The sequence below is a fragment of the Cupriavidus sp. FW305-F7 genome (genome assembly GCF_058782875.1).
Genome location: NZ_JBYSYC010000034.1, coordinates 12,402 through 37,466, shown reverse-complemented (window position 1 = coordinate 37,466; position 25,065 = coordinate 12,402). Strand labels below are relative to the sequence as shown.

General features: G+C 63.6%; 18 protein-coding genes. 11 read left to right on the top strand and 7 right to left on the bottom strand.

What is annotated here, in order from left to right; genetic code table 11:
• Positions 1-61 precede the first annotated feature (61 nt).
• From AC3WL8_RS27155 to AC3WL8_RS27115, 9 genes are all read left to right on the top strand, one after another.
• Positions 62-880: a GntR family transcriptional regulator gene (locus AC3WL8_RS27155; protein WP_013959824.1), complete on the top strand. Its 819-nt coding sequence runs from the start codon at positions 62-64 to the stop codon at positions 878-880.
• A 275-nt stretch (positions 881-1,155) separates the two neighbouring features.
• Complete coding sequence (locus AC3WL8_RS27150) at positions 1,156-1,704, top strand: 2,4'-dihydroxyacetophenone dioxygenase family protein (RefSeq protein ID WP_013959825.1); 549 nt, start codon at positions 1,156-1,158, stop codon at positions 1,702-1,704.
• Positions 1,705-1,850: 146 nt separating this feature from the next.
• Positions 1,851-2,951: an SMP-30/gluconolactonase/LRE family protein gene (locus tag AC3WL8_RS27145; RefSeq protein WP_492379182.1), complete on the top strand. Its 1,101-nt coding sequence runs from the start codon at positions 1,851-1,853 to the stop codon at positions 2,949-2,951.
• A gap of 98 nt (positions 2,952-3,049) precedes the next feature.
• Positions 3,050-4,303 carry a CaiB/BaiF CoA transferase family protein gene (locus tag AC3WL8_RS27140; protein WP_041229126.1) on the top strand — a complete coding sequence of 418 codons (1,254 nt, stop codon included), beginning with the start codon at positions 3,050-3,052 and terminating at the stop codon, positions 4,301-4,303.
• The gene (locus tag AC3WL8_RS27135; RefSeq protein WP_013959828.1) at positions 4,296-5,063 is read left to right on the top strand and encodes an enoyl-CoA hydratase/isomerase family protein; all 768 of its coding nucleotides are present in this window, start codon (positions 4,296-4,298) and stop codon (positions 5,061-5,063) included. Before AC3WL8_RS27140 ends, AC3WL8_RS27135 begins: the two co-directional genes overlap by 8 nt.
• A 10-nt stretch (positions 5,064-5,073) precedes the next feature.
• Positions 5,074-6,864, top strand: coding sequence for an acyclic terpene utilization AtuA family protein (locus tag AC3WL8_RS27130; protein ID WP_492379181.1), 1,791 nt, complete (start codon positions 5,074-5,076; stop codon positions 6,862-6,864).
• Complete coding sequence (locus AC3WL8_RS27125) at positions 6,861-7,676, top strand: GntR family transcriptional regulator (RefSeq protein ID WP_492379180.1); 816 nt, start codon at positions 6,861-6,863, stop codon at positions 7,674-7,676. Before AC3WL8_RS27130 ends, AC3WL8_RS27125 begins: the two co-directional genes overlap by 4 nt.
• A gap of 39 nt (positions 7,677-7,715) precedes the next feature.
• On the top strand, positions 7,716-8,477 hold the full coding sequence (locus AC3WL8_RS27120; protein WP_492379179.1) for a cupin domain-containing protein: 762 nt from the start codon (positions 7,716-7,718) through the stop codon (positions 8,475-8,477).
• Positions 8,478-8,530: 53 nt separating this feature from the next.
• A complete protein-coding gene (locus AC3WL8_RS27115) occupies positions 8,531-9,523 on the top strand; it encodes a Bug family tripartite tricarboxylate transporter substrate binding protein (protein ID WP_492379178.1) in 993 nt (330 codons plus the stop codon).
• A 51-nt stretch (positions 9,524-9,574) separates the two neighbouring features.
• Here AC3WL8_RS27115 and AC3WL8_RS27110 read toward each other — a convergent pair whose 3' ends face one another.
• From AC3WL8_RS27110 to AC3WL8_RS27080, 7 genes are all read right to left on the bottom strand, one after another.
• Positions 9,575-10,675, bottom strand: a complete 1,101-nt coding sequence (locus AC3WL8_RS27110; protein ID WP_013959833.1) for a transporter — start codon at positions 10,673-10,675, stop codon at positions 9,575-9,577.
• A 189-nt stretch (positions 10,676-10,864) separates the two neighbouring features.
• Positions 10,865-12,520, bottom strand: a complete 1,656-nt coding sequence (locus AC3WL8_RS27105; protein WP_492379177.1) for a bifunctional 3-(3-hydroxy-phenyl)propionate/3-hydroxycinnamic acid hydroxylase — start codon at positions 12,518-12,520, stop codon at positions 10,865-10,867.
• Between the two features lie 34 nt (positions 12,521-12,554).
• Complete coding sequence (locus tag AC3WL8_RS27100; RefSeq protein WP_013959835.1) at positions 12,555-14,483, bottom strand: acyl-CoA synthetase; 1,929 nt, start codon at positions 14,481-14,483, stop codon at positions 12,555-12,557.
• A 31-nt stretch (positions 14,484-14,514) separates the two neighbouring features.
• On the bottom strand, positions 14,515-15,537 hold the full coding sequence (locus AC3WL8_RS27095; protein ID WP_013959836.1) for an alcohol dehydrogenase catalytic domain-containing protein: 1,023 nt from the start codon (positions 15,535-15,537) through the stop codon (positions 14,515-14,517).
• Positions 15,534-16,490 (bottom strand): fumarylacetoacetate hydrolase family protein, encoded by a 957-nt coding sequence (locus AC3WL8_RS27090; protein ID WP_013959837.1) that lies wholly within the window; start codon positions 16,488-16,490, stop codon positions 15,534-15,536. Before AC3WL8_RS27090 ends, AC3WL8_RS27095 begins: the two co-directional genes overlap by 4 nt.
• Positions 16,491-16,538: 48 nt before the next feature.
• Positions 16,539-17,681: a VOC family protein gene (locus AC3WL8_RS27085; RefSeq protein ID WP_013959838.1), complete on the bottom strand. Its 1,143-nt coding sequence runs from the start codon at positions 17,679-17,681 to the stop codon at positions 16,539-16,541.
• 1,358 nt (positions 17,682-19,039) lie between these two features.
• On the bottom strand, positions 19,040-20,437 hold the full coding sequence (locus tag AC3WL8_RS27080) for a replication initiation protein (protein ID WP_013959839.1): 1,398 nt from the start codon (positions 20,435-20,437) through the stop codon (positions 19,040-19,042).
• A 1,365-nt stretch (positions 20,438-21,802) separates the two neighbouring features.
• Here AC3WL8_RS27080 and AC3WL8_RS27075 point away from each other — a divergent pair.
• Together AC3WL8_RS27075 and AC3WL8_RS27070 are read left to right on the top strand one after the other, a co-directional pair.
• A complete protein-coding gene (locus AC3WL8_RS27075) occupies positions 21,803-23,014 on the top strand; it encodes a ParA family protein (protein WP_013958495.1) in 1,212 nt (403 codons plus the stop codon).
• On the top strand, positions 23,011-23,982 hold the full coding sequence (locus AC3WL8_RS27070; protein ID WP_035817758.1) for a ParB/RepB/Spo0J family partition protein: 972 nt from the start codon (positions 23,011-23,013) through the stop codon (positions 23,980-23,982). Before AC3WL8_RS27075 ends, AC3WL8_RS27070 begins: the two co-directional genes overlap by 4 nt.
• The last annotated feature ends 1,083 nt before the right edge of the window (positions 23,983-25,065 follow it).

Genomic DNA, 25,065 nt, shown 5'->3' with positions numbered 1-25,065 from the left:
GCTGATAGGCCGCCCGTTCTTCTGGTGCATACTCCAATGTTCTGGATATCAGGCAACTGGAATGACGGACGAACGGACTACGGGGATTGAGCGGGCGGAGCTGTCCGCTGAACGGGGTGTTGCGCAATATCAGCGGCTGGCTTCGTTGCTGAGGTACCGGATCGCAAAGGGCGAATATCCGCTCGGCATGCTGCTGCCGCCGATCACGCAGCTCGCGGCTGACCTCGGCGTGGCCGTCGTCAGCGTCCGGCAGGCGTATGAGCTGCTTTCTAAGGAAGGGCTGATTCGTAGCCAGCGGGGTGTCGGCACCCACGTGGCTGCCCTGCCCGCCGCCACGGGCGACATCGAACTGGCGATCAACGATCCGTTCGCCGCACCTGCGGCGCTCGCCTTTGAGGTACTCGAAGTCCGGCGCCGCACCGGGGTGCCGCAGGAACTGCTCGGACCGGGCGACCAGTCGGACGGCGAATACGTCTGTGTCCGCAAGCTGCACACCTATTCCGGCGAGCCGTTCTGCTACGCAGAGATCTATGTGTTGGCCCCGGTCTTCGACGCCTTGCCCAAGGACACCGCCAGGAAGAAAAAGCTTCTCGCCGCGGTGCTCGATGAACTGGGCTCGCGCAGCAAACGTGTGCGACAACGCATGACCGTGATGCCGGCGGATTTTCCTCTGTGCGACATGCTGAAGATCCCGTTCGCCTCACCCGTCGCCAAGATGTCGCGGCGTCTTCTGGATGGCAAAGGCAGCGTGCTGTACGCAGGCGTCACTTGGTATCGGGGTGACCGCTACGTCTCCGAAATCGAGATCCCGGCGTCCGCATTGAAGGCGGTGCCCGCCATCACCGAACCCCAGCGGCGAGCGGCTAGCGAGCACAAATGAAGCGATAGGTCCTTGATCCGGTCCCTAGGGTAAACAAGGGGCAGAAAAAACCTTCCTCAGCCTCTAAACTTCTAACATTAGAACTTTAGGAGTATCCAGTGACATGCGGCCTGGCAGAGGTTAGCCAGGCTTCACCGTCGCGCTGGACGCTGCTATTCCTCGGCGCATTGCCGCCACAGCTCTGAGTTTCCCGCCGGACCGGCGTGACTCTTCCGTCTCATCAAAGGGCGGCTTCCTTCCACTGTTTCACATCCTCTGACAAACGGAGACAACTCATGAATGCAAGAATTCTCGAGCAGCCCACCACGTCCACCGGCGCCAAGCTGCCGCTGCCCGCCCTGCCGCAAGACAAGCTGCTGACCGTCAACATCGAGCAGATCCCGCTGATCAAGGACGTCTTTCCGGGCATCCACATCAAGCCGCTGCGCCTGGACCCGGAGCGCGGCGAGTGGGTCTTCATGGCCATCGTGGAACCCGGTTGTTCCCTGCCGATCCACTATCACACCGGGACGGCGCAGGTGTGGACGATTCAGGGCTGCTGGAAGTATCGCGAGTACCCCGACCAGCCGCAGACGGCCGGCTCCTACCTGTACGAACCCGGCGGCTCGGTGCACACCTTCTATACCCCCGAGGACAACACCGAGGACACGATCACCATCGCCTGGATCGAAGGCGCGCAAGTGAGCTTCAACGAGGACGGCACCTTCCACTCGCTCAATGACGCGCTCTCGATCCAGTACGCACTCCACACGCTCGCGGCGGCGCGCGGCATCGGACCGATGCCCTACGTCCGCGGCAACGGCTCCGACGTTACTGAGGAATAAAAAGGCGACTTTCCACCATGGTAGGCCGCTCGTCGGCCTGCGCGGTGCCGTTCCTCTGCTCCTTTGGAGACCAGCGTGTACGACACCGATCAGATCAATTTGTGACGATCCATCAATCCGCGCGATTGAGCGAGTGCAACATGAGAATGATCAAAGCCCACAGGATGCCGATACTGCCAATGCTGATTTGGCTTGTGTTGCTGGCGACACCGCTGGCCGCAAGAGCCTGGGAGCGCGGCAAGGTTGAGACATTCGCCACCTTGCCCGCGGGTGAGGCGCATCCCGAGGGGATCACCGTGGACCGCGAGGGCAACGTCTACGTCGTCACGGTGGCGGTGGAAAAACCCAGGACGAGCGAGGGCGCGCTGCTTGTGTTCGACCCGCAGGGCAAGCACCTGCGCACTGTCACCATCAAGGGCTCGAGCCGATTGTTGCTTGACCTCGGCTTCCATCCCCGGACGGGCCAGTTGCTCGTCGTCGACTACCTGGGCGCGAAGGTCCTGAGCGTCGATCCCAGGACGGGTGCCTCGACCGTATTCATGACGGTCAGCGGCAAGAACCCCGGCCTCGACGGGATGACGTTCGACCCCGCCGGAAACGTCTACGTGACCGACGCCCACCAGGGCATCATCTGGAAAGTCGGACCCGCCGGCGGCGAAGCGTCGGCATGGGTCACCAGCGCGCTGCTGAAGCCCACGCGGATACCACCGACCATCGGCGCCAATGGCTTGTCGTTCAACAACAAGAAGACGGCCTTGTTCGTCGCCAATACGGCGAACGACACCGTCGTCAAGATACCGGTGACCGGGTCGACGCTCGAGCCCGGCACGCCTGAAGTCTTCGTCAACCGGATCGGCGGCGGACCCGACGGCCTGATCATCGACGAGCACGACAATCTCTGGATCGCGTGCAACCAGTCTAACGAGATTCTTGTGCTCGAGCCGACGCAGGGGCAGGTGATTGCCAAGCTCGGCGACTTCGGCGGCATCGATCGCAAGGGGGCGCCCATCGGCTTCCTCTGGTCGAACAGCCTCGTCTTCCATGGCGGCGACGTTCTTGTCACCAACCTCTCGCTCGATGTCGAGACGTCCCTTGCGCAACTCAGCGACGAGCTCGGCCTGGCGCATCTCAAGGACAAGAATCTGCGCACCATCGATGGGCCATGGGCGCAGCGGGTGAAGCTCCACACCGTCTCGAAAATCAAGAAGCGGATACCAGGGCTGGCCAGGCCGGAGGTCGACCGATGATCGATGTGTTGTTGCAAGCGCGATGTGGCGGCCAACCGGCAGGCAACGGTGGCCTCCCGGCCAGCCGTCATACATTGCCCCACCGAGATGAAAGGGATATGAAGAAAGACCAGACAACGGGGCCGCTGGCCGGCGTGAAAGTCGTTGACATCACGTCAGTATTCATGGGGCCCTCTGCCACGCAGATGCTGGCTGACCTTGGCGCCGATGTAATCAAGGTCGAGGCGCCGGGCGGAGACAGTACGCGCGGCATAGGTCCCTGCGGCGATGAAAAGCTGGGGCCGCTCTTCCTTGGCCTGAACCGCAACAAGCGCAGCATCGTGCTTGACCTGAAAGCGCCCGAGGGGCGGGAGGCTCTGCTTTGCCTGGTACGGGATGCAGACGTGCTGGCCTACAACGTGCGCCCGCAGGCCATGCAGCGGCTGGGCCTGGACTATGAATCGCTCGCGGCCATCAATCCGCGCCTGGTCTATGTCGGCATGTTCGGTTTTTCGCAGCGCGGACGCTACGCGCCCCAGGCTGCCTTCGATGATCTGATCCAGGCCGCAACCGGCCTGCCGCTGGCCGTTTCGCTGGGCAGTGGCGACAGTCCGCGATACCTGCCAATCACCATCGCCGATCGCTCGGTGGGACTCTATGCTTTCGGCGTGATCTGTGCCGCCCTGTATGCGCGCATGAGCACCGGCAAAGGCCAGCGCGTTGATGTCCCCATGTTCGAGACCATGGTTCCCTATGTGATGGGAGACCACCTGTATGGCGAGACCTTCGTCCCGCCCAAGGGCGGCTTCGGCTATCCGCGCCTGCTCTCGCCCGAGCGGCGACCGTACCAGACCAAGGACGGACATGTCTGCTGCCTGATCTATCACGATCATCATTGGCGGGCCTTCCTCGAGGTCATTGGCAAGCCGGAGGTGTACGACACCGATCCGCGCTACGCCAACATCAACACCCGCACCGCCAACATCACCGAGCTGTATGCCATGGTCAGCGACGAAATGGCCAAGCGCACCACCGAGGAATGGCGCACCCTGCTCAAGGACGCCGATGTTCCGGTCTTTCCGATGCACACATTCGAGTCGCTGCTGGACGATCCCCATTTGCAGGACATCGGTTTCTTCAGCGAATCGGACCACCCGGCCGTCGGGCGTATCCGGGAGATGGCGGTGCCCAGCGAATGGCATGGCACCCCACCGACCAGCCGCCGCCATGCACCAAGCCTGGGTGAGCACAGCCGCGAGGTACTGCGTGAGGCCGGCTACGACGACGACGCCATCGATACGCTGTTCGCGTCTGGCATCTCCAGGGATGGGTCACAAGTGCAACGCACCGAAGGAGAAACTCCGCATGAATGATGAACTGCTGAGCGAGGTCCGGGACGCAGCACTCTACCTGACCATCAACCGGCCGGAGCGCCGCAATGCCATCACGCCGGGGGTGCTGGAGGGACTTCGCGACGGCATCCTGCGCGCCAATCGCGACGCCGACATCCGCGCTGTGGTCATTACCGGAATGGGCGAGCAGGCGTTTTGCGCCGGCGCCGATCTGCAGACCGGCAAATCCTTTGCCTTCGATTACGCCGAGCCCTACCTGGGGATGGCGGACCTTTTCCGCTGCGCCAGGCAGTCGACGGTGCCGCTGATCGCCCGTGTCAATGGCGCCTGCATGGCGGGCGGCATGGGGCTGATGGCGATGTGCGATCTGGCGATAGCCAGCGAAGGTGCCCGCTTCGGCCTGCCGGAGGTCAAGCTGGGCTTGTTCCCGGCGCAGGTGCTGAGCGTGCTGCAGCACCTGGTGCCGCGTCGCACGCTCACCGAATTGTGCCTGTGCGGCGAGCCACTGTCCGCGCGGGAAGCGCTGACCGCGGGGCTCATCAACGATGTCAGCGACGATCTCGACGCCAGACTGGACCTGCTGCTGACCCGCCTGCGGAACAATTCGCCCGCCGCCATCCGTCGGGGGCTGTACACGCTCAAGCATATGGAAACCATGTCGTTCGAGCAGTCCATGGCGTTCACGGAAAGCCAGATCGGGCTGTTTGCACTGACCGAGGACGCGCGCGAAGGCCAGCTGGCATTCCGCGAGAAGCGCCAGCCCGAGTGGACTGGCAGATAGGGAGATGGGAATGGACGCGAAAACGGTACGCATTGGCGGGGCTTCCGGGTTCTGGGGCGACAGCAGCGTTGGCGCGCCACAGCTTGTGCGCCACGGCGATATCGACTACCTGGTGTTCGACTACCTGGCCGAACTGACCATGTCGATTCTCGCCGCCGCCCGATTGCGCAAGCCGGAACTGGGTTACGCCACCGATTTCGTGACGGTGACAATGAAGGCCCTGCTCGGAGAGATTGCCGAGCGTGGGATTCGCGTGGTCAGCAATGCCGGCGGCATGAACCCGCACGGGTGTGCACAGGCAATTGCCGCGCTGGCCGCGGAACAGGGCCTGACGCTGCGCATCGCCGTGGTGGAAGGCGATGACGTGATGCCGCTGCTTCCACAGATGCGCGAAGCCGGTGTGCAGGACATGCAGAAAGGCCGACCCCTGCCGGAGAAGGTGGTCAGCGCCAACGCATACCTGGGGGCCTTGCCGATCAAACAAGCGCTGGACCAGGGCGCCCAGATCGTCATCACCGGACGCTGCGTGGACAGTGCCGTGACGCTCGGCGTGCTGATGCACGAGTTCGGTTGGCAGGCGGACGACTATGACCGCCTGGCGCAAGGCAGTCTGGCCGGCCACATCATCGAGTGCGGGTGCCAGGCGACGGGCGGCTTGTATACCGACTGGGAAAGCGTCCCGGACTGGCACGACATCGGCTATCCGGTGGTCGAGTGCCGTGCCAACGGCACCTTCCTGGTCGGCAAGCCGCCCGCCACCGGCGGACTGGTCAATACCGCCACGGTCGGCGAGCAGGTGCTGTACGAGATCGGCGACCCGGCCACCTACCTGCTGCCAGACGTCACCTGCGATTTCACGCAGGTAACCCTTCGGCAGGCCGCACCGGACGTGGTGGAAGTCAGCGGCGCGCGCGGGCGGGCCCCGGGCAATGCCTACAAGGTCTGTGCCACCTACGTCGACGGCTTTCGCTGCAATGCACAGCTTTCCATCGTCGGCGTCGACGCGGTCGCCAAGGCAGAACGCACGGCGCAGGCGATCCTTGCCCGCACGCGCAAGCTGTTCGCGGAGAACGGGTGGGGAGACTACAGTCGCACCCACATTGAGGTGCTGGGAGCGGAGTCCTGCTTTGGGCCACATGCTGCCGTCCGACACACCCGCGAGGCGGTGATGCGGCTGGCGGTGATGCATCCCGAGAAGGCGGCGCTGGAACTGTTCGCGCGGGAAATCGCCGCGGCGGGGACCAGTTGGGCGCCGGGCACGACGGGCTCGGCTGGCGGGCGTTCCAGTCCCTCGCCATCGATCCGCCAGTATGCATTCCTGCTCGACAAGAGCGCCCTGACCCCGGCGGTGGTGATGGACGGCGTACGCAGCGGCGTCACCGTTCCTTCGGGCAGCCCGGCGGCACCGGTCGCGGCCGCAGCACCTGCAGTCGCTGAACCAACGGGCGCCGGCCCTGCGGAACACGATACCGTCGAAGTTCCGCTGATACGGCTTGCCTATGGCCGCAGCGGCGACAAGGGGGATACCTCCAACATCGGGCTGATCGCCCGCCGGCCGGCGTACCTGCCCGTGCTGCGGGCCGAAGTGACGGTGGCGCGCGTGGCGGACTGGCTTGGGTACCTGGTGAAGGGGCCGGTGACATGCTACGAACTGCCCGGCTTCGACGCCATGAACTTTGTCTGCGAGTCAGCATTGGATGGCGGTGGCATGGCGTCGCTGCGCAATGATCCGCTTGGCAAGGGCATGGCGCAGATCCTGCTGACCATGCCGGTGCGCGTGCCGCGGGAGTTGTTGTCATGACGAGCAATGCGTCCAACGCAGCTGCCAACGAGGGCGTCATCCTCGCCGACGACGGCATCGGCGGCGTGACGCGATATCGACAACTGGCCAGCGTCATCCGGCACAAGATCGTTTCGGGCGAGTACCCGGTGGGCATGCAGCTGCCAACCGTGGACAGCCTCGCGCAAACCTACGGGATCGCCAAGGTCACCGTGCGCCAGGCCTTTGCTGCGCTGACGGAAGAGGGGCTGGTCAGCAGCCAGCGCGGTCGTGGCACCCACGTCATGAAGCAGCCGCCAGCACCCGGAGAAGGCCTGCGCTCCGCCATCAATGACGAATCGGCCCATGGCAGCGAGCTGGAAATCCGCATCCTGGAAATGCGCGAGGGCGTGGCGCTGCGGCCGGGGCTGGCCCGCCGCGGCACGCCGCTGGACAGCTATGTGATGGTCCGCAAACTGCATTTGCATGGCGGCACGCCATTCTGCCTGATCGAGGTGTATGTGGCCTCGTCAGTCTTTGCCCGCTTTCCACGCGGTGGCGAAAAGCACCACAAGCTTGGTCACCTGCTGCGCCAGGTCGAAGGCGACCGCCTTGGCATGATGCAGCAGACCATGACGGTCGAGCCGGCCGACTACATCCTGGCACACGATCTCGCCTATGGCTTCGGGGCGCCAATCGCCAGGATCGTCCGGTCGACGCTGGACGTCGACGGCAATGTGCTCCTGGCAGGGGAGTTCTGGTATCGCGGTGATCGTTTCATCCTGGATGTGGAGATGCCAGCCAAGCTGACCGAGCACTACCCGGCGCTGGCCATCCCCGACAGCCGCCGCTGAGCGCGACAGCCTTCACCATTCGAGAGAGGAGACATCGGTATGACATCACCCTTTGTACGGAGGGCCACCGACGTGCCCGCGTACGCACCGGCCAACCACACCGGAACGGCAAACCAGCGCATCATCGGCAAGGAGACTGTCGGCGCGCGCCGGCTCGAGGTCCTGCTGGGCACGATATCGCGGGGCCATGGCGCGTTGCCGCATGCACACCCGAACCTCGAGCAGGCGTCGTTCCTGCTCGCCGGCGAGGGCCTCGGCGAACTACCGGGAAAGCAGCGCGTCTTGCGCGCAGGGGACTGGAGCTTCAATGCGGCCGGCGTCTTCCATCGCTTCGAGGTCATCAGCGACGAACCGGTGCAGGTAATGGTGGTCTACGCGCCGCCGTACAGCGAAAACCCGAACGCAGCAGTGACTGCGACCGGCCCGGACGATCCGCGCCTTCAGGCCGGTGCCGCCGATGTCCGCGACGTTCCCGCCAGCACCGAATCGATCGAGCTGCCGCACTATCGTGGCGCGCTCGCCAGGCCGGTCATCACACGCCAGACCGTCGATTCCCGGTTTCTCGACATCTACATGGTCGATCTTGCTCCCGATGGCGGCGCCGAGCCGCACAGGCTCGGCGAGACCGAGCAGGTGCTCTTCGTGCGTGGCGGCACGATTCACGGTCGCATCGAAGGCGAGCGCTTTGCCGCCGGGACTGGGGAGTGGGTCTACGTTCCCGACGGTGCGGAGCTCAGCCTCGAATCGGCAGACGGGACGTGCGAGCTGATTGTCATTCGCGCACACGATCCGCTGTCCTGACGCAAGCTCGGCCAAGTCAATCCATCAGATCCCGAGATGCGGGAGGAGACAAGATGATCCAGCGATTTCCCCGGCGACGCATGCTCGCCCTGCTGTCCGGACTGGCCGCTGCTTGCGCGGCCCCGCAACTGGTGTGGGCAGCGGGCCCGAACGAGTATCCGGACAAACCGGTCCGTGTCGTGGTGCCGTTCCCTGCAGGCAGTGGCACGGACAACATCGCGCGCTACATCGCGCGGACCATCACTGCCCAGACCGGACAGACCGTCGTCGTGGAAAACCGCCCCGGTGCCAACGGGTTCATCGCGGCCACGGCGGTCGCGACGGCGCCCGGAGATGGGTACACGATGCTCATCACGACAAATACCACCCACGCGGCCAATGCGTCCCTGTTCAGGAAGCTGCCCTATGATCCCATCAAGGACTATGCGCCGGTTTCGCTGATCGCCAAGAGCGGATTGGTCCTGGTGGTGCCATCCGACAGCCCCGTGCAGAAGGTGGCGGAACTGACCACGCTGGCGAAAAGCCGGCAAGGCAAGATGACCTTCGCCAGCGGCAGTTCTTCCACCCGGGTCGCCAGTGAGCTCTACAAGATGATGAGCGGCGCATCGGCGCTGCATGTGCCCTACAAGGGCGTGCCGCAGGGCCTGACCGACTTGATGGGCCACCAGGTGGACTTCATGATTTCCGACATCAATCCGGCCCTGCCCCTGATCCAGAACGGCAAGCTGCGCGCGGTCGCCGTGACCACGTCCAGCCGCCATCCCCTGCTCGGCAATGTCCCGACCATGGCGGAAAGCGGCCTGCCAGGGTACGAGATGACGGCCTGGGTTGCTGCCTTCTTTCCTGTCAATACGCCAAAACCGGTCGTCGCGCGGATGAGCCAGCTGATTCGACAGGGATTGACGAACCCGGCGGCTACCGAATACTTCAGCCGGACAGGAGGCCAACCCTCCCCATCGACGCCAGAAGAGCTGGCCGCGTTCGTGCGCGGCGAGACCGTGAAATGGGCTGAGGTGATCAAAGCCGCCGGCATTCAGCCGGAATGACCGGCGCCGTCGGGGAGCGCCGGGAATACTCGGCCGGCCCCCTGGCGGCAGTCAGAACATCCGGATCAGTCGGACCTGGGTAAAGTTTCCGTGCTTGGCATTGCGCGACGATGTCGTCGCCATGTACTGCACGGTCAATGCCACATCGACCAGCGGGATCATCGTCGTGAAGAACGCCCCCAGGTTGTTGGAACGGAGACGGCTTGCGCCCAGCGGATTGTTCTCGTCGTCCTGGTACTGCTGGATCCGGATCCCATGCACGCCCACCACCCCGATCGGCGTTTTGTACCCGGCAGCCAGCTCCACGCCGAACCAGTTGCCGCTGCGTACATCGTTGTCCCGGTTGCGGCTGTTCAGGCCCGCGGATACCTTGGCCGCGAAGGCCAGGTTCGATGTGGGCAGGTAGGCCACCTGGATGGCAGGGCGCACCGTGTAGAAGTTGCCGTTGCCGATATCCGGGCCGGCGTCGGCGCTGTACTTCCCCGTCGGCACCACCAGCGCAGCGCTGCCCAGCACCCGCAACTTGTCGCCCACGTAGTGCCAGCCGGCGATGAGCTCGACGTCCCCGAGACCGCTGACGTCGCCGCTTTCGCTCGCGCCCTGCGCCTTGAGTGCGCCCTGGTACTGGCTGCTGAATTGCCCTTGCACGGCGCTCTGCACGTCGGCCGGAACCGCGGGACTCCAGTTGAGCACCGGCGTGGCGCCGCTCGTGCTGATTGACTGAGATTTCCTGGCGAATGGAACGTCGACGGCAAAGGCCAGCCGCCCGCCGCCATACTGCTCGCTGGTGATATAGCCGAGCACGAGGTCCCAGCGCGTCATGGTGCCGGAGGCTGGAATCTCTACCGTGCCACGCGAATAAGAGGGATAAAGGGCCGACGGCGTCGGCTTGGGCAAGGCAACGGTGCCCCCCGGAAGGCTCTGGGTCAGCTGCCCGCCATCGTCCCCGGTCACCTTGCTGACACTGACGTAGGTGGCGGCGAGCGCGCTGATAATGCCGGTCTGGTTGGGCGGCGCAAACATCTCGCCGCCCAGGCTACCGGCGAGGTTGTAGCGCGGCTCGAAGCCCTCCGCCCCCCATCCCGCGCAAGACCACGCAAGCATGGTCCATGAAACGACGGAGCGAAGCGCGTCCGCTGTTCTCGTTGCCATCTTTGTCTCCTCCGGCATCAAAGCCGTTTTGCTTTATTTTTTGACGAGCCAGGATCGACCCTTGCCTCGACCGGGGCCGGTGTGTTCGCCCGCGGTTATCGCGGGATGCCTCTGGTCGGACGGGGCGTCATCGCCAGCACATCGCTGGCGCGCGGGGGCGCACGCCAAAGCGATCAGGTCAGACCAATGTCAGCCTGCGGCGCGCAACGCACGCGCCATGCCGTCTGGCAAGGGGCTTCCCTCTCCCAGCATTGCCAGCGACTCTCGGACGATGTCGTCGACGGCTTCGAGCGGGCCGTCGTGCAGCACGGTGCGGTCGGGACGCACGACCGCGATCCAGCCGACGGGTGCAGCCCCCGGGATAAGCTGGTCCGACATGTCCTCCCAGGAATGTCCGTCCTGCCGCTCGTGCGCCTGCTGCGGCCCATGCTCGCCTTGTCCGCAATGGCGCAGCTGCATGATGGCGCCGCCTGCCTGCCGCCATGCCGCCAGGAGGCTACGGTCGAGCATCGGCGCGGGATCGCAGCCGAATCCCGCCAGCACGAGCCGCGCCCCGAGCGCATCGTCGCTCGGTACGATGGGTGCCCCCGGCCCGCGGCGCACAAGCGCTTGCGGCAGCAGACCGCCGCGCACCAGCCTCGCGCGCGTCTTGCCGCGCTGGAACAGGCCGCGCCTGAAACGAGCCGGCGGCTTGATCTTCAGGTCCTCGAAGAAGGCTCGAGCCCAGGGCATGCGCTGCATCAGCGCCATCGAGCCATGGACGGCAAATGCCGCCAGCCGGTTGCGCGGCATCACCAGCCGGCCCATCAGGAGCGCCAGGTTGATGATGGAGCGGGCGTGTGGGCGCCGCTCGGTGTCGTAGGTTTCAAGAATGGCGGGCGTCGCCCTTCCCTGCACGACCCAAGCGAGCTTCCAGCACAGGTTGGCCACGTCGCGCAGCCCGGCGACGAGCCCCTGGCCGACGAAGGGCGGCGTGATATGCGCGGCGTCGCCCACCAGGAACGCCCTACCCTTGGAGAAACGATCGACGATGCGCGCATGGAACCGGTAGACCGCTGTGCGCTCGATCGTGATGTCCTCCGGCTTGCACCAGGGGGCGAGCAGCTCGCGGATCTTGTCAGGCGATTCCATCTGTTCACGCGTCTCGCCGGGCTGCAGCATGAACTCCCAGCGTTGCCTGCCGCCCGGGGCAACCATGTGCGGCGTAGGCCGGCGCGGGTCGCACAGGAATTCGACATGGTCGATCGGGTTGGGCACGTTCAGGGCGTCGACGACCAGCCAGTCCTGCGTGAAGGTCTTGCCTTCGAAGGCAAGGCCGGCGTGGCGCCGCACGAAAGAATTGGCGCCGTCCGCGCCCACGATATAGCGCGCGCGCACGGTGGCCGTGTCACCGCCGGGAAGACACACAGTGGCGCGCACCGTTTCGCCGTCGTCGTCAAAACCGGTGAGATCGGCGCCAAGCGCGATGCTCACGCAGGGATAGCGGCTCAAGCGGGCGCGCAAGGCGCGTTCGAGATCTGGCTGATAGAACGTGACCAGTCGCGGGTGGCAGTCCATGGTGCCGGCTGTGTTGGCACGCGCGTATCTGCCGAACAGCGGCGAATGCATCTGCACCTTGGCAATGGCCAGCGTTTCGAACGCGCCTTCCTCGAGCCCTGCCATCTGCAAGATGCGCAGCGCTTCGTTATCGAGCACGATGGCCCGGGGCGCGGTGAAAATATCAGCGGCCTTGTCGATGGCCAGGGTACGGACGCCGTAGCGTCCCAGCAGGTTGGCCGCGGTGGCGCCGACCGGGCCTAGGCCCACCAGCAAGACGTCGACCTGCTCGGGCAATGTGGTATTCATGAGCGGTTTCTCTACGGGAGGGGACTCGGCGCGTTCACACCGGGCCGTTGAAGTCGAGCGGGAACGGAAACCGTCCGAGCAGATCCTGCGCGCGCGCGACGTCCGGGGCGGGGCATTGGACGAAGGCGACGGTGCCGCGCCGGATATCCGGCCCCACGCGCACGCTGGCGGCCGTGCCGGCCTGCGCCAGGATCTCTCGGAACACTTGCCCGGCAGCGCGCATGCGCAGCTCCGCCCGGGCCACCTTGCCGACGGAAGTCAGCGGCATCTCCTGCAGGATGTCGATGCGCACCGGCACTGCAGCGCGTTCCGGCACGAGGTTGCGCGCGGCCGCCAGCAATTCGTCGGCAGCCGGGGTGAAGCCTGGCTTGAGCGTGACGTAGGCGACTGGCAACTCCCCGCTGTGCGCATCCGGCTGGCCGACCGCGGCCGCCATTGCCACGGCCGGATGCTGCAGCAGCGCGTCCTCGATCATCGCCGGATCGATGTTGTGGCCGCCGCGGATGATCAGTTCCTTGGCACGGCCGGTCAGATGCAGATAGCCGTCGGCATCGAGATGGCCGAGGTCGCCGGTATTGAGCCATCCCGGCTTGAGCCAGATGCCACCATTGTCTTGCTCGCGCAGATAGCCAGGAAACACATTGGGGCCGTTGATGCCGATGACGCCGGTTTCGCCCGGCGCGCAAGGCTCGGTGGCGTGGCCGGAGCCGTCGACCTTCCAGGCGCCGATTGCCTGGTGCGGCAGGCGCAGGCCGACCGTGCCGAGGCGACGTTCGCCCTGCGGCGGATTGAGGGCCGAGACGCACGCGCCTTCGGTCAGACCGTAGCCCTCGTACAGCGGAATGCCAGCGGCGGCTTCGAAGCGCCGCGCGACCTCGGCCGGCAGCGGCGCGGCGCCGCAAAAGGCGAAGCGCAACGACGCAATGTCGGCGCCTTCCCGCGGCAGATCGGCCAGCGCGGCGTAGATCGTCGGCACGCCGCTGAAGCTGGTGGCGCGGAACCGTTCGACCAGCTTCCAGAAGTTCGGCATCACGCCCTGGCCCCGATAGCCGGCGGGCGTCAGCATCACGACCTCCCAGCCGCCATGGAATGCGGCAAGGCCGGTGATCATCGCGCCGTTCACGTGGAACAGTGGGAGGCCGCACAGGATCGTGTTTGGCGACGGGATCAGCGCCTTGAGCATCGACGCGACGAAGACTTCATTGAGATGCGTGTGCGTCGCGACTTTGGGCAGGCCGGTAGTACCGCCGGTATGGAAATGCGAGCAGAGGTCAGTCGCCAGGATGCGGCGCTTCGAAACCAGCGTGTCCGACGGCTCGGCCGCCAGCGCCTGGTCGAAGCCGACCATCTTCACGTCCGCGCGGCATGGCCTTGACGCCGTGTCGAAGGCCGCGTCGACCCGCGCACGCTGCGCGGCAGGAAGATACGGCGCAGCGCTGACGACGAACAGGGTCCGCACCGATGGGCAACGGTCGGCCACGGCGACGGCTTTGTCCCACAGCGCGCTGTCGGAGACCGGGGCGCAGGCGACCAGCGCTTGCGCGCCTGTCTCATTGACGATGGCGGCGACATAGTCGACCTCCAGCATCGGGTTGATGGGACTGGCGATGCCGGCAGCCTGCGCGCCCAGCAAGGCGTAATGGGTCTGGGGCAGATTGGGCAGCAGCAACGCCACCGCCGTGCCGGTGGTAATGCCGGCGCGGTGAAAGGCGTTGGCCGCTTGCGTCACGCGCGCCTTGAGGGTTGCGTAATCGACGACAAAGTCTGGCGCGTCAGCCTCCCCGGTCATGACGAAGCGCAACGCGGTCTTGTCCGGATGACTGTCGCAGGCACGGCACAGCAGTTCGTAGGTGTTCTGCGCGGGCAGTTTTTCCTGCCAGGGTGTGCGTTCGAATTCGTCGATATCGGCCTGGGTCCGGATGCCGCCGGTACGCGTCCCGCGGTCGTTTATGTTATGGGGCATGCTTGTCTCCTTGTTGTGGCGCTGTCTTTTTCTAGAGTTCCCCTGGCAGCAGGACGGCCCGCCGGGGTTGGCCTTGCCCGACGTGCAGGAACGCCTGCCCGGCCTGGCTGAGCGCAAAAGTCTTAACCTCGGCGGGCGCCAGCGCCGCCGCGCAATCGGCCAGTGCCTGCAGGGCCGAAGGGTTCGGGCGGAAGGTCGTCCACCCATAGCGCGCGCCCTTCGGTATCAGCCCGCGTTTGCCACGCTTGCCAACCAGCGTGGCCACCCCGCCTCTGAACAGTCCCAGCCGGTCGAAGTTGCCAAGCAGCGGATGTACCGTGGTCGCATGACCGGCCGCGTCGGGCGCCAGCCTGCGCAGCAGGTCCGCTTCGTCATCCCAGTTGGCGAAATTCAGGGTGGCGGCGAAATGCCGCGGCAGGCTCGCCAGCGACTGGCGGTGGCGATCGACGAGTACGTCAGCGCCAGCGGCCAGGCAGGCAACGAGTCCTTTACCTCCGCCGACAGCGGTAACACTCGCTCCCAGCCTGCGCAGCAACCAGACCGCGATCTGGCCCAGGCCACCGGTCGCGCCGTGCACGAGCACGGGACGCCCGTTCACGGTCTCGCGGCAGATCCCGGCGTCGGCGAACGCGCGCGTCACGGTCAGGAAGTTGTACGGTAGCGTCGCCAGGGCGGCGGCCGGGATGGACGACGGCATCAGGCGAGCGTGTTCGGCGCGCATGGCGACATGGGTGGCATGCGTGCCCGCACTCGATGGCGGCTTGGCGCCGAACACGGCATCGCCTTCGCGCAGCCCGGTCACACCCTGGCCCACCGCGCAAACCGTCCCGACAAAATCGTTACCGAGTATGAGAGGCATGCGCGCCGCGCCCATCAGAGAGAAAAGCCTGCTGCCGTAGCCGCCGCGGCGGCGCACATCGATGGGATTGACCGCCGCGGCCTCAACTTGCACCACGATCTCGCCCTGGCGCGGCCGCGGGCGGGGCGCCGGGCGCAGCCGCAACGCGAACGCATCGCCAAAGCCGTCGATGGCGGCGATATAGCTGTCGCTCATGCCGCCACCACCCGATTGCGCTGCTCGCCCAGGTCGATGGCGCCGTCGTCGGTGCGGATCGAAGCGGTCATGATGTCGCCCGGCCGCAGGTAAGCCGGGTTGGACAAGCCCTTCTTGATGAAGAGGCGCCACTTCGCACTCTCGGACAGCAAATGCCGGAACACCCACATCGCCAGCTTGCCAGGCGCACGGGCGGCACAGCCGGCCGGCGTGCCGGTGGCGATCAGATCGCCGGCTTGCAGGTCGTGCAGCGCGGACATCTCGGTAAGCGTCTGGTGCGGCTTGAAAATCATGTCGCCGCAATAGGCGTCCTGGCGGGGCTGCCCGTTGACATGCAGCTGCATGCGGAACGCGGGCCAGCGCCGCCATTCCTCCTTGTCCAACAGCACCAGGAAAGGCCCGACCGGGCCGAAGCTGCGGTAGCTCTTGCCCTTGTAGAACTGGGCCTGCGGCAGCTGGACGTCGCGCGCCGAAATGTCGTTGACGATGGTCACGCCAGCGAGGTACTCGTGCAGCTGGTCCGGCCCGACCTGGACCGCCTCGCTCAGCGGCTTGCGCACCACGAGACCAAGCTCGATTTCGTAGTCGAGCAGATGCACATGCGCCGGCCGCACCACGTCGGCGTCGGCGGGCGCAAGGCAGGACGGGGCCTTGGTGAACAGGGTGTTGAAGCCGATCTTGTCAGGGTCCATGCCGGACTCACGCACATGGCTGGCGTAGTTGATGCCCTGGCACAGGAACTGGCGGTCAGACGTGACCGGCGGCAGCAGCGTGACGGCGTCGAGCGGCAGCGTGGCCTGGCCGGGGGTGCTGCGCCACGCGGCTTCGAGGCCGTTCGTGACGAAGTCGGCGGTGCTGGCAGAGCCGCAAGACAGGGGCGCGATGCGGCGGTCGTGGACCACACCCCAGCAGGGTTCGCCGCCGTGGAGATATCGGACGACTTTGACGGACATTTGCTTTCCTTGACGTGAGGGGGTTCGTAGAGGGGCGGATGCGCAGGCTCAGAGCCAGGGCCGCGCCTGGGTCATCACGCGGCCAAGCAGCTTCAGCCGCGCGGCCGAGAGCCGGCCGGCGCGCAGCAGCCGCGCAACCCGGAACACCGTGGCGAGATTGCGCTTGACACCCATGCCGGCGGGGACGTCGTCGCCCCATGCCCAGATGCCGGACATTTCCAGCGGCACGTAGTGGGTTTCCCGGTCGGCGGTGAAGACATCACCGTCGGCGTAGTGCTCGAATTCCATGCCGTCCGGATCGAACCAGTAATCGAACAGCTGACTGCCGAGCACATGGCGCCCGATACCCCACATATGGCGGTGGCCATTCGCGCGCAGCACGTTGTTGCCCTGGCCGAGCGCGTCGAGGTCGAGCACTTCGTATGCGCTGTGCTCGTATTTCTCCTCGATGCCGCCGGCGAGCACGAAGGCGTGATGGTCCGCGGGCGTGCTGCCGAGGTCCAGGCGGAAGAAGCAGAGATTGGGAGACCCGTCCTCCAGATACTGGACATCGGTCGGGATCAGGCCGAGATGACGCATATACCAGCGCGCCATGCCGGGAAAGTCGACGGTCTGGAGCACGACGTGGCCGAGCTTGACCACGGCCGCGGGCTCCAGCGGCGGCCGGACCGTAGCATTCACCCGCCGAAGCTGTCCCGGGTCGTTGGTGAGCGAATGCAGCGGGTCCCGCAATGGCAGCGGGTCGACCGGCTGCTGGCCGGTCACCAGCCACAGCAAGTTCCCGGCGGGGTCGGTCAGTTCGACGCCGGCGCCGCCGCCCGGAATCTCGTCTGCCTGGAGGCGGCGCGCATTCGCGTTGGCCTCGAGGTAGTCCAGGTCTGCCTCGCTGCGCACCGAAAAGGCCGCGCCGACATAACGCGAGCGCTGCCCTGGCGTCGCGAGCATCAGGCACGGCTGGGGGCCGGCGCCGCGCATCAACAGCCGGCTGCCGGTGCGCGACACGCAATGCATGCCGAAATCCGTCAGGAAGGTCTGCGTCGCGCGCAGGTCGCGCTTCTCGAACATCAGGAAGGCAAGCGCCTGGGCCTTGACCAGGGCTTCGGGCCGGTCGAGCTTCTGGACGAAGGCAGGCAGCGCACTTTCGGGGAAAGCCGGCGGCGTGCGCAGCACGCTGCGGGGCGGACGGGTCATGGCGTCTCCAATGGCCGGGCGCCGCCATAGGTGGCACCCGATGTTTTGACGACATTATCGTCATCCTGACGTTTTAGTCAATATCAAAGAGACGAGCAGACCTTTGTCCGCAGCCGCTTGCGACGTGTGCTTCATTCGGCGTGATTCGTGGTCGGCCCGCGTTATTGTGATGCTGTTTCGTCAAGCTTTTTCTCTCACAACACCAAGGCAAAAGGCCAATTGCGGCAACGGTTTGCGAGCAGCCACGCAGTGGCTTCATGGCTTGACCAGCGGTCAGGAGCCAACTAGGCGCCGGTAGACGGAAATCGTAAGGTCCAGCGCTTGGCGCTAGGCCTGAGTGGTGAAATCGATAGACACAAGGGACTTGAACAATTTGAGCCTTCGGGGGGGAAACGCCCGAAGTGAGGCCCGTCAAAGTCGGCGAGAGCCCTGGATGCTGCAGCATCCGAGCCAACGCCGAGCCAAGCTGCGGATTTCGGTGAAGGTGTAGAGAGCAGACGGCGGGCACCGTTCGCAGCCATCGCGGAGAATAGTGCCGAGCACTACGGCCAGCTGCCGAGGGCCCCAAGCTCATCGATCGCCGGCCTCGCTGGCGAACTGCGCATTAGACCTTGCGTAGCAAAAAAGGGGCCGAAGCCCCCGAGATCAGAGCAGGCCTCGCTCGGCGAAGTAATGGGACTGTTGCGACATGATCGTGTTCCGGTTGCTCGGGCGGAATTGCCCGGAACCGGCGCCAGCACGGCGCAGCGCCAGCCGTCAGAGGGTCGAGGACGGCCACGGCCGCAAGCGCCTAAGGCACGCAGCCCTTGACGGCGAGAACGTCGTGATACGGTGAAGGAAACAGCAAGACCGCCCTCCCCCCTTCGGCAGAAACCGCGGACTGGCAAGCGCAGCGTCAGCCCTCAATGGGGACCTCGGTTCGACCTCGATATCTCCCTAGGTGGCATCGGCCAAGGCTGCGCAAAGTGCGTCTGCCATGTCGCGAATCCTTACCCCTAATCCACAAATTAGCTATGCTGCTACGCCCACACCAATCGTCCGCCGGCGGCGATGGCCTGAGGGAAAGTCTCTGGCAAGCTTTGGGCCGGCCGCCTCGACGGCGCATGAGCTTGGCGAGCCGAGTCCAAGCTCGGAGAGATCTGGCCCAGGACGACAAGCCCGCTCCGAAGCCCGCGAATTTACTTCGGATCCACAGCCCGCCAGATAGCTGTGCCTCGCCAGAGGCGAGAGGCGCGGCCCGCATCCCCGACGGCAGCGCGCCGGGATGCACTTGCTAGCCTCGCGGAGATCGAACATCGCGCCGCGCAATAGTTGTTTTGCGCGCTAACACGATCAGCCAGGCAGGAAAGCTGCAGCCTTCAGGCGCGCAAGGAGGCCATACGCCCAAACACAAATTGGCCCAGGTACCATGCCAACTCTGAATTCGCCAGGATGATGTCTTCGGATACGGACGATGCCTCCAGCCTCATCCGCTTCAACACAAGCTTGCCCTCGCGCGAGGCCAACCATGCCCGGACAAAATCCCCTCGCGCTTTGGTATCCGCTGCCCCGAAGTGTTCGCGCCCTTGCCGCGATTCTTCATTCATGCGAGTGCGGGTCTCGTCTTCACGCGAGGCAACACTGCGCTCCACGCTGGTCTTGACGGCGATCTTCGCGGCGTCCTTCTGTTCTTCCTCGACAAGCAGCTTGGTCTGGACCTGGACCATCGTGCGCTCAGCCTCTGACATGCGCCAATTGTCACGCAAGGCCTTCATCAAATAGCCTGCGGGACTCTTCTTGACCTGACCGCGATTGAGCTTGAAGCGCGTGTACTCGATCGCCTGCAGGATGCGATCATCATTCCATGTCTCGCGGTTCTCGGAGAGCTCGCCAAACTGCCGGGTTGAGAGGTTGAACTCTTCCTTAAGAATCTTATAGATCTGGCTGGCATCGGACAGGCTTGCCATGACAGCGTCGGCCGTGTCCTTACGCTTGAGGAGAAAGCGAATCCGGTCAACCTTCTTCGAGGAAGTGGACTCGGTCTTGGTCTCGTAGGACAGCTCGATGTCCGAGATCTCATTGATTTCGCGGACCGCAGGCTCCAGCCAGTCGCGCTTGAAGTATTTGAAGATGTTGGCATTCGCGCCCATCTTTCCCGGCCAGGTCCGCATCTCATCAAGTTTGATCCAGTCCGTACGCCCGTTGGGCACACTCGGCAAGACCTTGTCATAGATCGCACGCGCGAGACTGCGGGTAAATGCCGTTGAGATGCGAAGGCTGAGCCAATGAGACTTGCGGGGATCTCGAATATGCGGGATCAAACTGTGATGCACATCGAACCGGACGCGGCCGCGATGCATCGCCACCATGCCGATCAACTGGACCTGGACCCAGATATCGTTCTCATCTGGCTCCCGGTCTGACGGTGTATTGGTCACGCGAACCTTGGCGTTCTGCGCCTCGTCCGCGATAGTACGCAGGTGCTTCAGGTTCCGGCTGTCATAGCGCATCAACCACTTAAAGTAGTTCAGCTCGACATCGTATTGGTCAGGAACCTCCGGCTCTTGTGCCACGATGAAATACGCGGCATCCAGGAACCGTCGTGCCGCCAATCCCATGTTGACAATTTCCGTGAAGAAATTGTTGCGCTGATAGCCGATTTCACGGTTGGCCTCGTTGATGGGCATCCCGAGGTCAAACATGTCCTCAAACAATGCCAGCGCCATTTGGCGAGGCGTCGTCCTCGCTTTGACCTCCACCGGATTGTCCGTCTCCATACGCGTCTTCCCGCTCGTTTTATTGCTCGGGCGACTCTAGCATGTGATGGTGAGGTCCTGTCAACACAACAAACCTCACCTTCATGTTGATCCGTCGGGCTGTCGGGTCAGCGTGGGTCAATGCGCACAATGAATCTCACCTGATGCACAACCAACCTCACCGATCTCCGTCACGCGAATCGTTCAAGCCTAGGACCAGTCTGGGCAAAGCGGACTTGTCCACAGGTGACGCACAATACATCTCACCTTCGGGGTGTTTGCACAATGAGCCTCACCTTGTCGGGGAATAGACCTCACCGTGATCACACAGTAAACCGCACCTTCGCAACACACGGAACCTCACCTTTGACACAGCTAACCTCACCTTTGAAAGGTTAAGTCCTTGATCAACAAGGATTTCGCAATTCTCTGTTTGTAAGTTGGGTGGTTTACTTCAAAAACATCCAACCAACATAACGCCGGCAGTCACGATGCGAACGGTGCGCGTCGGGACCCTTCGAGTTCTGCACACGTGCGTACCCATTTCTGCGTCCCGATTGATGTGATTTAACCGGGATTGCGCCGAAGCAATAGGATCGACGGACCTGTCCGACGCTACGGAGCTGGCAAGAGGATCGCTGGAAGTCCTGTAATGACCCGCGCTCAGCCTCATGGTGAGGTTCTTTGTGCATGAGATGAAGGTGAGGTTTTTTGTGCTGGCGATTGCCGAGGTTAAACCTTGCACAATGAACCTCACCGTCCGATGAAAGGGTCTGGCCGCTCAAAGGATGGTGAGGTTGATTGTGCATCGGCTGGCACGTGCACCCTCGCTCCCTGACTCCCAGCCCTGAAAAGGGGTGTCATTGCGACGAGATGCTGCTCCAGCACTAGACCATGCTGCAGAGCAGCACAAATAACCTCACCATCACTGTTCTTGCCTGACGGACTTCTTTGTCTGGGCCGTGTAAAGGTGAGGTCAATTGTGCGGAAACGCCGAGCAGGTGCCCTCCCCCATACCAAGCCCTGGGCAAGACTTTGGCTGGACGGGAAGGAAGGTGAGTTTCATTGTGCCGGATTTCGGCGAGTTCACTTCTCCGGTTTTGCCGAACGGCACAAATGACCTCACCTTGCCGGCGCCCGAAAGGCGATGTAGCCATTGAAGGTGAGGTCATTTGTGTCACGCTTTGGGTCCGCCAATAAGTCGAGGGATCTCCCAGCGCTTATCGGGTACCTCATGTGAACCCCACGACGTCCCAAAACTGCCTAAAGCTTAGGCAAAATCGTTGTTTTCAAAGAAACTCTTATTCAAAATCAGCGATTTATGAGCCGTTGCTCATGGATTTCCTGTATTCTGAGCTTTCTCGAATTTTCCGGATAAACCTCAGAATGGTGAAAACGAGCCAACTTCCAGCAGTCGACCGAACTGTACCGCTAGAGCAGATATCTCAGTTCGCGGAAAGGGTCACCATTTTTACGGACGAACTTCGCGAGACGATTCTCGCACCGCGGCCGCGAAAAACCGCACCGATTTTTAAGACGGGGGAGATTGCAGACCTATGCAACATCTCCCACTCGCAAGTTCAGTACCTCGCGACCAAGGGCGATGGAGAATTGCCGCCAGGAAAGGCCGCCGGTACTGGGCGTACCCGGACCTTCACGCTGGAGGAGGCACGCATCTGGGTGCAGAAGGTCTCCGACATTTATCAGACGCCGCTCGTCACAGGCACGAGAGAGCCTGAAGGAAAAATCATTATCACCGCCCAGCTCAAGGGCGGCTCGGCCAAGACTACCACGACTATGTGTCTGGCTCAGGGGCTGACATTGCGTGGCCGAAAAGTCCTGGTTGTCGACCTGGATCCTCAGGCCTCGCTCTCGGAACTGTGTGGTTTGTATGCCGAGAAGGATGTCACGCCGGAAGACACGGTCTTGCCCTATATCTATGATCAGCAAATCGAAGGGGGACTACAGGGAAGCATCCAGTCAACCTATTGGGATGGCCTTGACTTGATTCCAGCGCACACCGAACTGATTGGGGCAGAGTTCCATCTGCCCGCGATGCAGAAAATCAAGCCTGGCTTTCGCTTCTGGACGGTGCTGAGGGAAGGGTTGGAGCCATTGCGCAAGCACTATGACTATATCCTCATGGATACGTCTCCCTCGCTTTCCTACATGAACCTGAACGCCTTGCTTGCGGCAGACGCGATGGTCATGCCGATGGTTCCTGAGAACCTGGACTTCATCAGCTCGCTGTCTTTCTGGCGCTTGTTTTCAGACGTCTCCAAAAGCTTCATCAAGTATGAAGCCGACAAGAAATACGACTTCGTCTCGTTGTTGCTCTCCAAGGTCGATTATGGGCGCACCTCGTCGGCACCCATCGTGCGTGCCTGGGCGCAGAGCGCTTATGAGAAGTGGCTGCATTCGATCGAAGTGCCGGCGAGTTCGGTGATGAGCACTGGGGCGCTGGCATTCTCGACGGTGTTCGACGTGAGTAGCACACATAGCGCGGCCAAGTCGCTGACCCGCGTGCGTCAGCCGATCATGGACTATTGCCGGTGGTTGGATGAGATCTACGCAGAAAAATGGAGGAGCGCGCAATGAGCAATATGCGAGAACAGCTGCTGGCTAAGACGGCGGGCATCCGCAAGACCTCGGCAATTAATCAGGACGAAGTCAAGCGTAGCGACCGAACCCAGACCGCGCCTGGCCTCACTGGGGCACTTGCCGTTGCGCAACTCCGTGTCCAGGAGTTGGAGGCAACCGGCGTCGCGTCGCAACTGGCTGTTGCCGATATTGTGCCGAACCCATGGCAGCCTCGGCGCGTGTTCAATGAACTCAAGCTGTCAGAGCTTGCAGAGTCCATTCGTGAGGTGGGGCTCATGCAGCCTATCGTGGTACGCCGCGCTGAATCCGGCTACCAGATTGTGGCAGGGGAGCGCCGCTGGCGCGCCCACAAAATGCTTGGGCTCGATACCGTCAAGGCCGTCGTCGTGGAGTGTTCTGATGCTGATATGGCGGTGCTCGCCATGGTCGAGAATATCAGCCGTGACGACCTTTCCGACTATGAAATTGCGCTGTCTGTCCGGCGGACAGAGAAGGAATTTCCGTCCCGCGTACGACTTGCGGAGGCGCTCGGCCTGTCCAAGAGCGGTCTCTATCGATTCCTTAGCTTCGCGCAGTTGCCAGATTTCGTGTTGAAGGATCTCGACCTTCAGCCGCGACTGCTTGGCGGAAGCGCGGCCGAAGCCATTGTCACAACGATTCGGAAGTATGGAGAAGCCGGCAACGATGCTGCGAAGGAGATTTGGCCGCTCGTAGCATCGGGAAAGATGGAGCAAGGTAAAGTCGCTGGCGCTATCAAAGCACTCGCAACCCGGCGCGCTTCGGCGCCAAGTTCCGCGAGTGAGCGAAGCATTGACAAGTTTTTTTCCGGCAAGGAACAGGCTGGTTCCATTACGAAGGACGTCAACGGCTTCACTGTGAAAATCAGAGCTGGGGTCCTGTCCGAGGCCCTGGAGACGCAAATCCGGCAGCTCATTAGCGAATCGTTTCACCACCAGCCCAAGTAAGTACAGCTTCAGGTAACCATGCCCGCTTCGAGCGGGCTTTTTTTTGCCCAACGCTCAGCATGGGCCACGCGCGCTGACCTTCCGAAGTTGGGTCGGTCCCTGGCACGTCTTGGTGATCTTCCCAGTTTGGGGCGGTGCCAGGCGCGGCTCAATGATCTTCCCAAGTTGGGACGGTGCCCCGCACGCATGGCTCGCCAACCTTCCCAAGTTGGGACGGTCCGCACGGCTCACCGACCTTCCCAAGTTGGGACGGTGCCCCGCGCAGCTCGCCGACCTTCCCACGTTGGGACGGTGCCCCGCACAGCTCGCCGACCTTCCCAAATTGGGACGGTGCCCCGCACGCACGGTTCGCCGACCTTCCCAAATTTGGACGGTGCCCCTCACGGCTCGCCAACCTTCCCAAGTTGGGACTGAGCCCCGCACGGTTCGCCAACCTTTCCAAGTTGGGACGGTGCCCCGCACGGCTCACCGATCTTCCCAAATTGGGACGGTCCGCACGGCTCGCGCCAGCCTTCCCAAATTTGGACGGTGCCCGGCGCGGTTCAATTGATCTTCCCACGTTGGGACGGAGCCCCCCACGGCTCGCCGACCTTCCCAAATTGGGACGGTGCCCCGCACGGCTCGCCGACCTTCCCAAATTGGGACGGTGCCCCGCACGGCTCGCCAAGCTTCCCAAGTTGGGGCGGTGCCCCGCACGGCTCACCGATCTTCCCAAGTTGGGACGGTGCCCGGCATGGCTCACCGACCTTCCCAAATTGGGACGGCCCCGCACGGATGCCAGCCTTCCCAAGTTGGGACGATGCCCCGCACGGCTCGCCGACCTTCCCAAGTTGGGACAGTGCCAGGCGCGGCTTGCCAACCTTCCCAAGTTGGGACGGTCCGCACGGCTCACCGACCTTCCCAAGTTGGGACGGTGCCCCCACGGCTCGCCGACCTTCCCAAATTGGGACGGTGCCCCCCACGGCTCGCCGACCTTCCCAAGTTGGGACGGTGCCCCGCACAGTTCGCCGACCTTCCCAAGTTGGGACGGTGCCCCGCACGGTTCGCCGACCTTCCCAAATTGGGACGGCCCCGCACGGATCG

Excerpts from the sequence above, each read along its gene's own strand:
- AC3WL8_RS27155 (WP_013959824.1), top strand. The coding sequence starts at position 62 with ATGACGGACGAACGGACTACGGGGATTGAGCGGGCGGAGCTGTCCGCT.
- AC3WL8_RS27150 (WP_013959825.1), top strand. The coding sequence starts at position 1,156 with ATGAATGCAAGAATTCTCGAGCAGCCCACCACGTCCACCGGCGCCAAG.
- AC3WL8_RS27145 (WP_492379182.1), top strand. The coding sequence starts at position 1,851 with ATGATCAAAGCCCACAGGATGCCGATACTGCCAATGCTGATTTGGCTT.
- AC3WL8_RS27140 (WP_041229126.1), top strand. The coding sequence starts at position 3,050 with ATGAAGAAAGACCAGACAACGGGGCCGCTGGCCGGCGTGAAAGTCGTT.
- AC3WL8_RS27135 (WP_013959828.1), top strand. The coding sequence starts at position 4,296 with ATGAATGATGAACTGCTGAGCGAGGTCCGGGACGCAGCACTCTACCTG.
- AC3WL8_RS27130 (WP_492379181.1), top strand. The coding sequence starts at position 5,074 with ATGGACGCGAAAACGGTACGCATTGGCGGGGCTTCCGGGTTCTGGGGC.
- AC3WL8_RS27125 (WP_492379180.1), top strand. The coding sequence starts at position 6,861 with ATGACGAGCAATGCGTCCAACGCAGCTGCCAACGAGGGCGTCATCCTC.
- AC3WL8_RS27120 (WP_492379179.1), top strand. The coding sequence starts at position 7,716 with ATGACATCACCCTTTGTACGGAGGGCCACCGACGTGCCCGCGTACGCA.
- AC3WL8_RS27115 (WP_492379178.1), top strand. The coding sequence starts at position 8,531 with ATGATCCAGCGATTTCCCCGGCGACGCATGCTCGCCCTGCTGTCCGGA.
- AC3WL8_RS27110 (WP_013959833.1), bottom strand. The coding sequence starts at position 10,675 with ATGGCAACGAGAACAGCGGACGCGCTTCGCTCCGTCGTTTCATGGACC.
- AC3WL8_RS27105 (WP_492379177.1), bottom strand. The coding sequence starts at position 12,520 with ATGAATACCACATTGCCCGAGCAGGTCGACGTCTTGCTGGTGGGCCTA.
- AC3WL8_RS27100 (WP_013959835.1), bottom strand. The coding sequence starts at position 14,483 with ATGCCCCATAACATAAACGACCGCGGGACGCGTACCGGCGGCATCCGG.
- AC3WL8_RS27095 (WP_013959836.1), bottom strand. The coding sequence starts at position 15,537 with ATGAGCGACAGCTATATCGCCGCCATCGACGGCTTTGGCGATGCGTTC.
- AC3WL8_RS27090 (WP_013959837.1), bottom strand. The coding sequence starts at position 16,490 with ATGTCCGTCAAAGTCGTCCGATATCTCCACGGCGGCGAACCCTGCTGG.
- AC3WL8_RS27085 (WP_013959838.1), bottom strand. The coding sequence starts at position 17,681 with ATGACCCGTCCGCCCCGCAGCGTGCTGCGCACGCCGCCGGCTTTCCCC.
- AC3WL8_RS27080 (WP_013959839.1), bottom strand. The coding sequence starts at position 20,437 with ATGGAGACGGACAATCCGGTGGAGGTCAAAGCGAGGACGACGCCTCGC.
- AC3WL8_RS27075 (WP_013958495.1), top strand. The coding sequence starts at position 21,803 with ATGGTGAAAACGAGCCAACTTCCAGCAGTCGACCGAACTGTACCGCTA.
- AC3WL8_RS27070 (WP_035817758.1), top strand. The coding sequence starts at position 23,011 with ATGAGCAATATGCGAGAACAGCTGCTGGCTAAGACGGCGGGCATCCGC.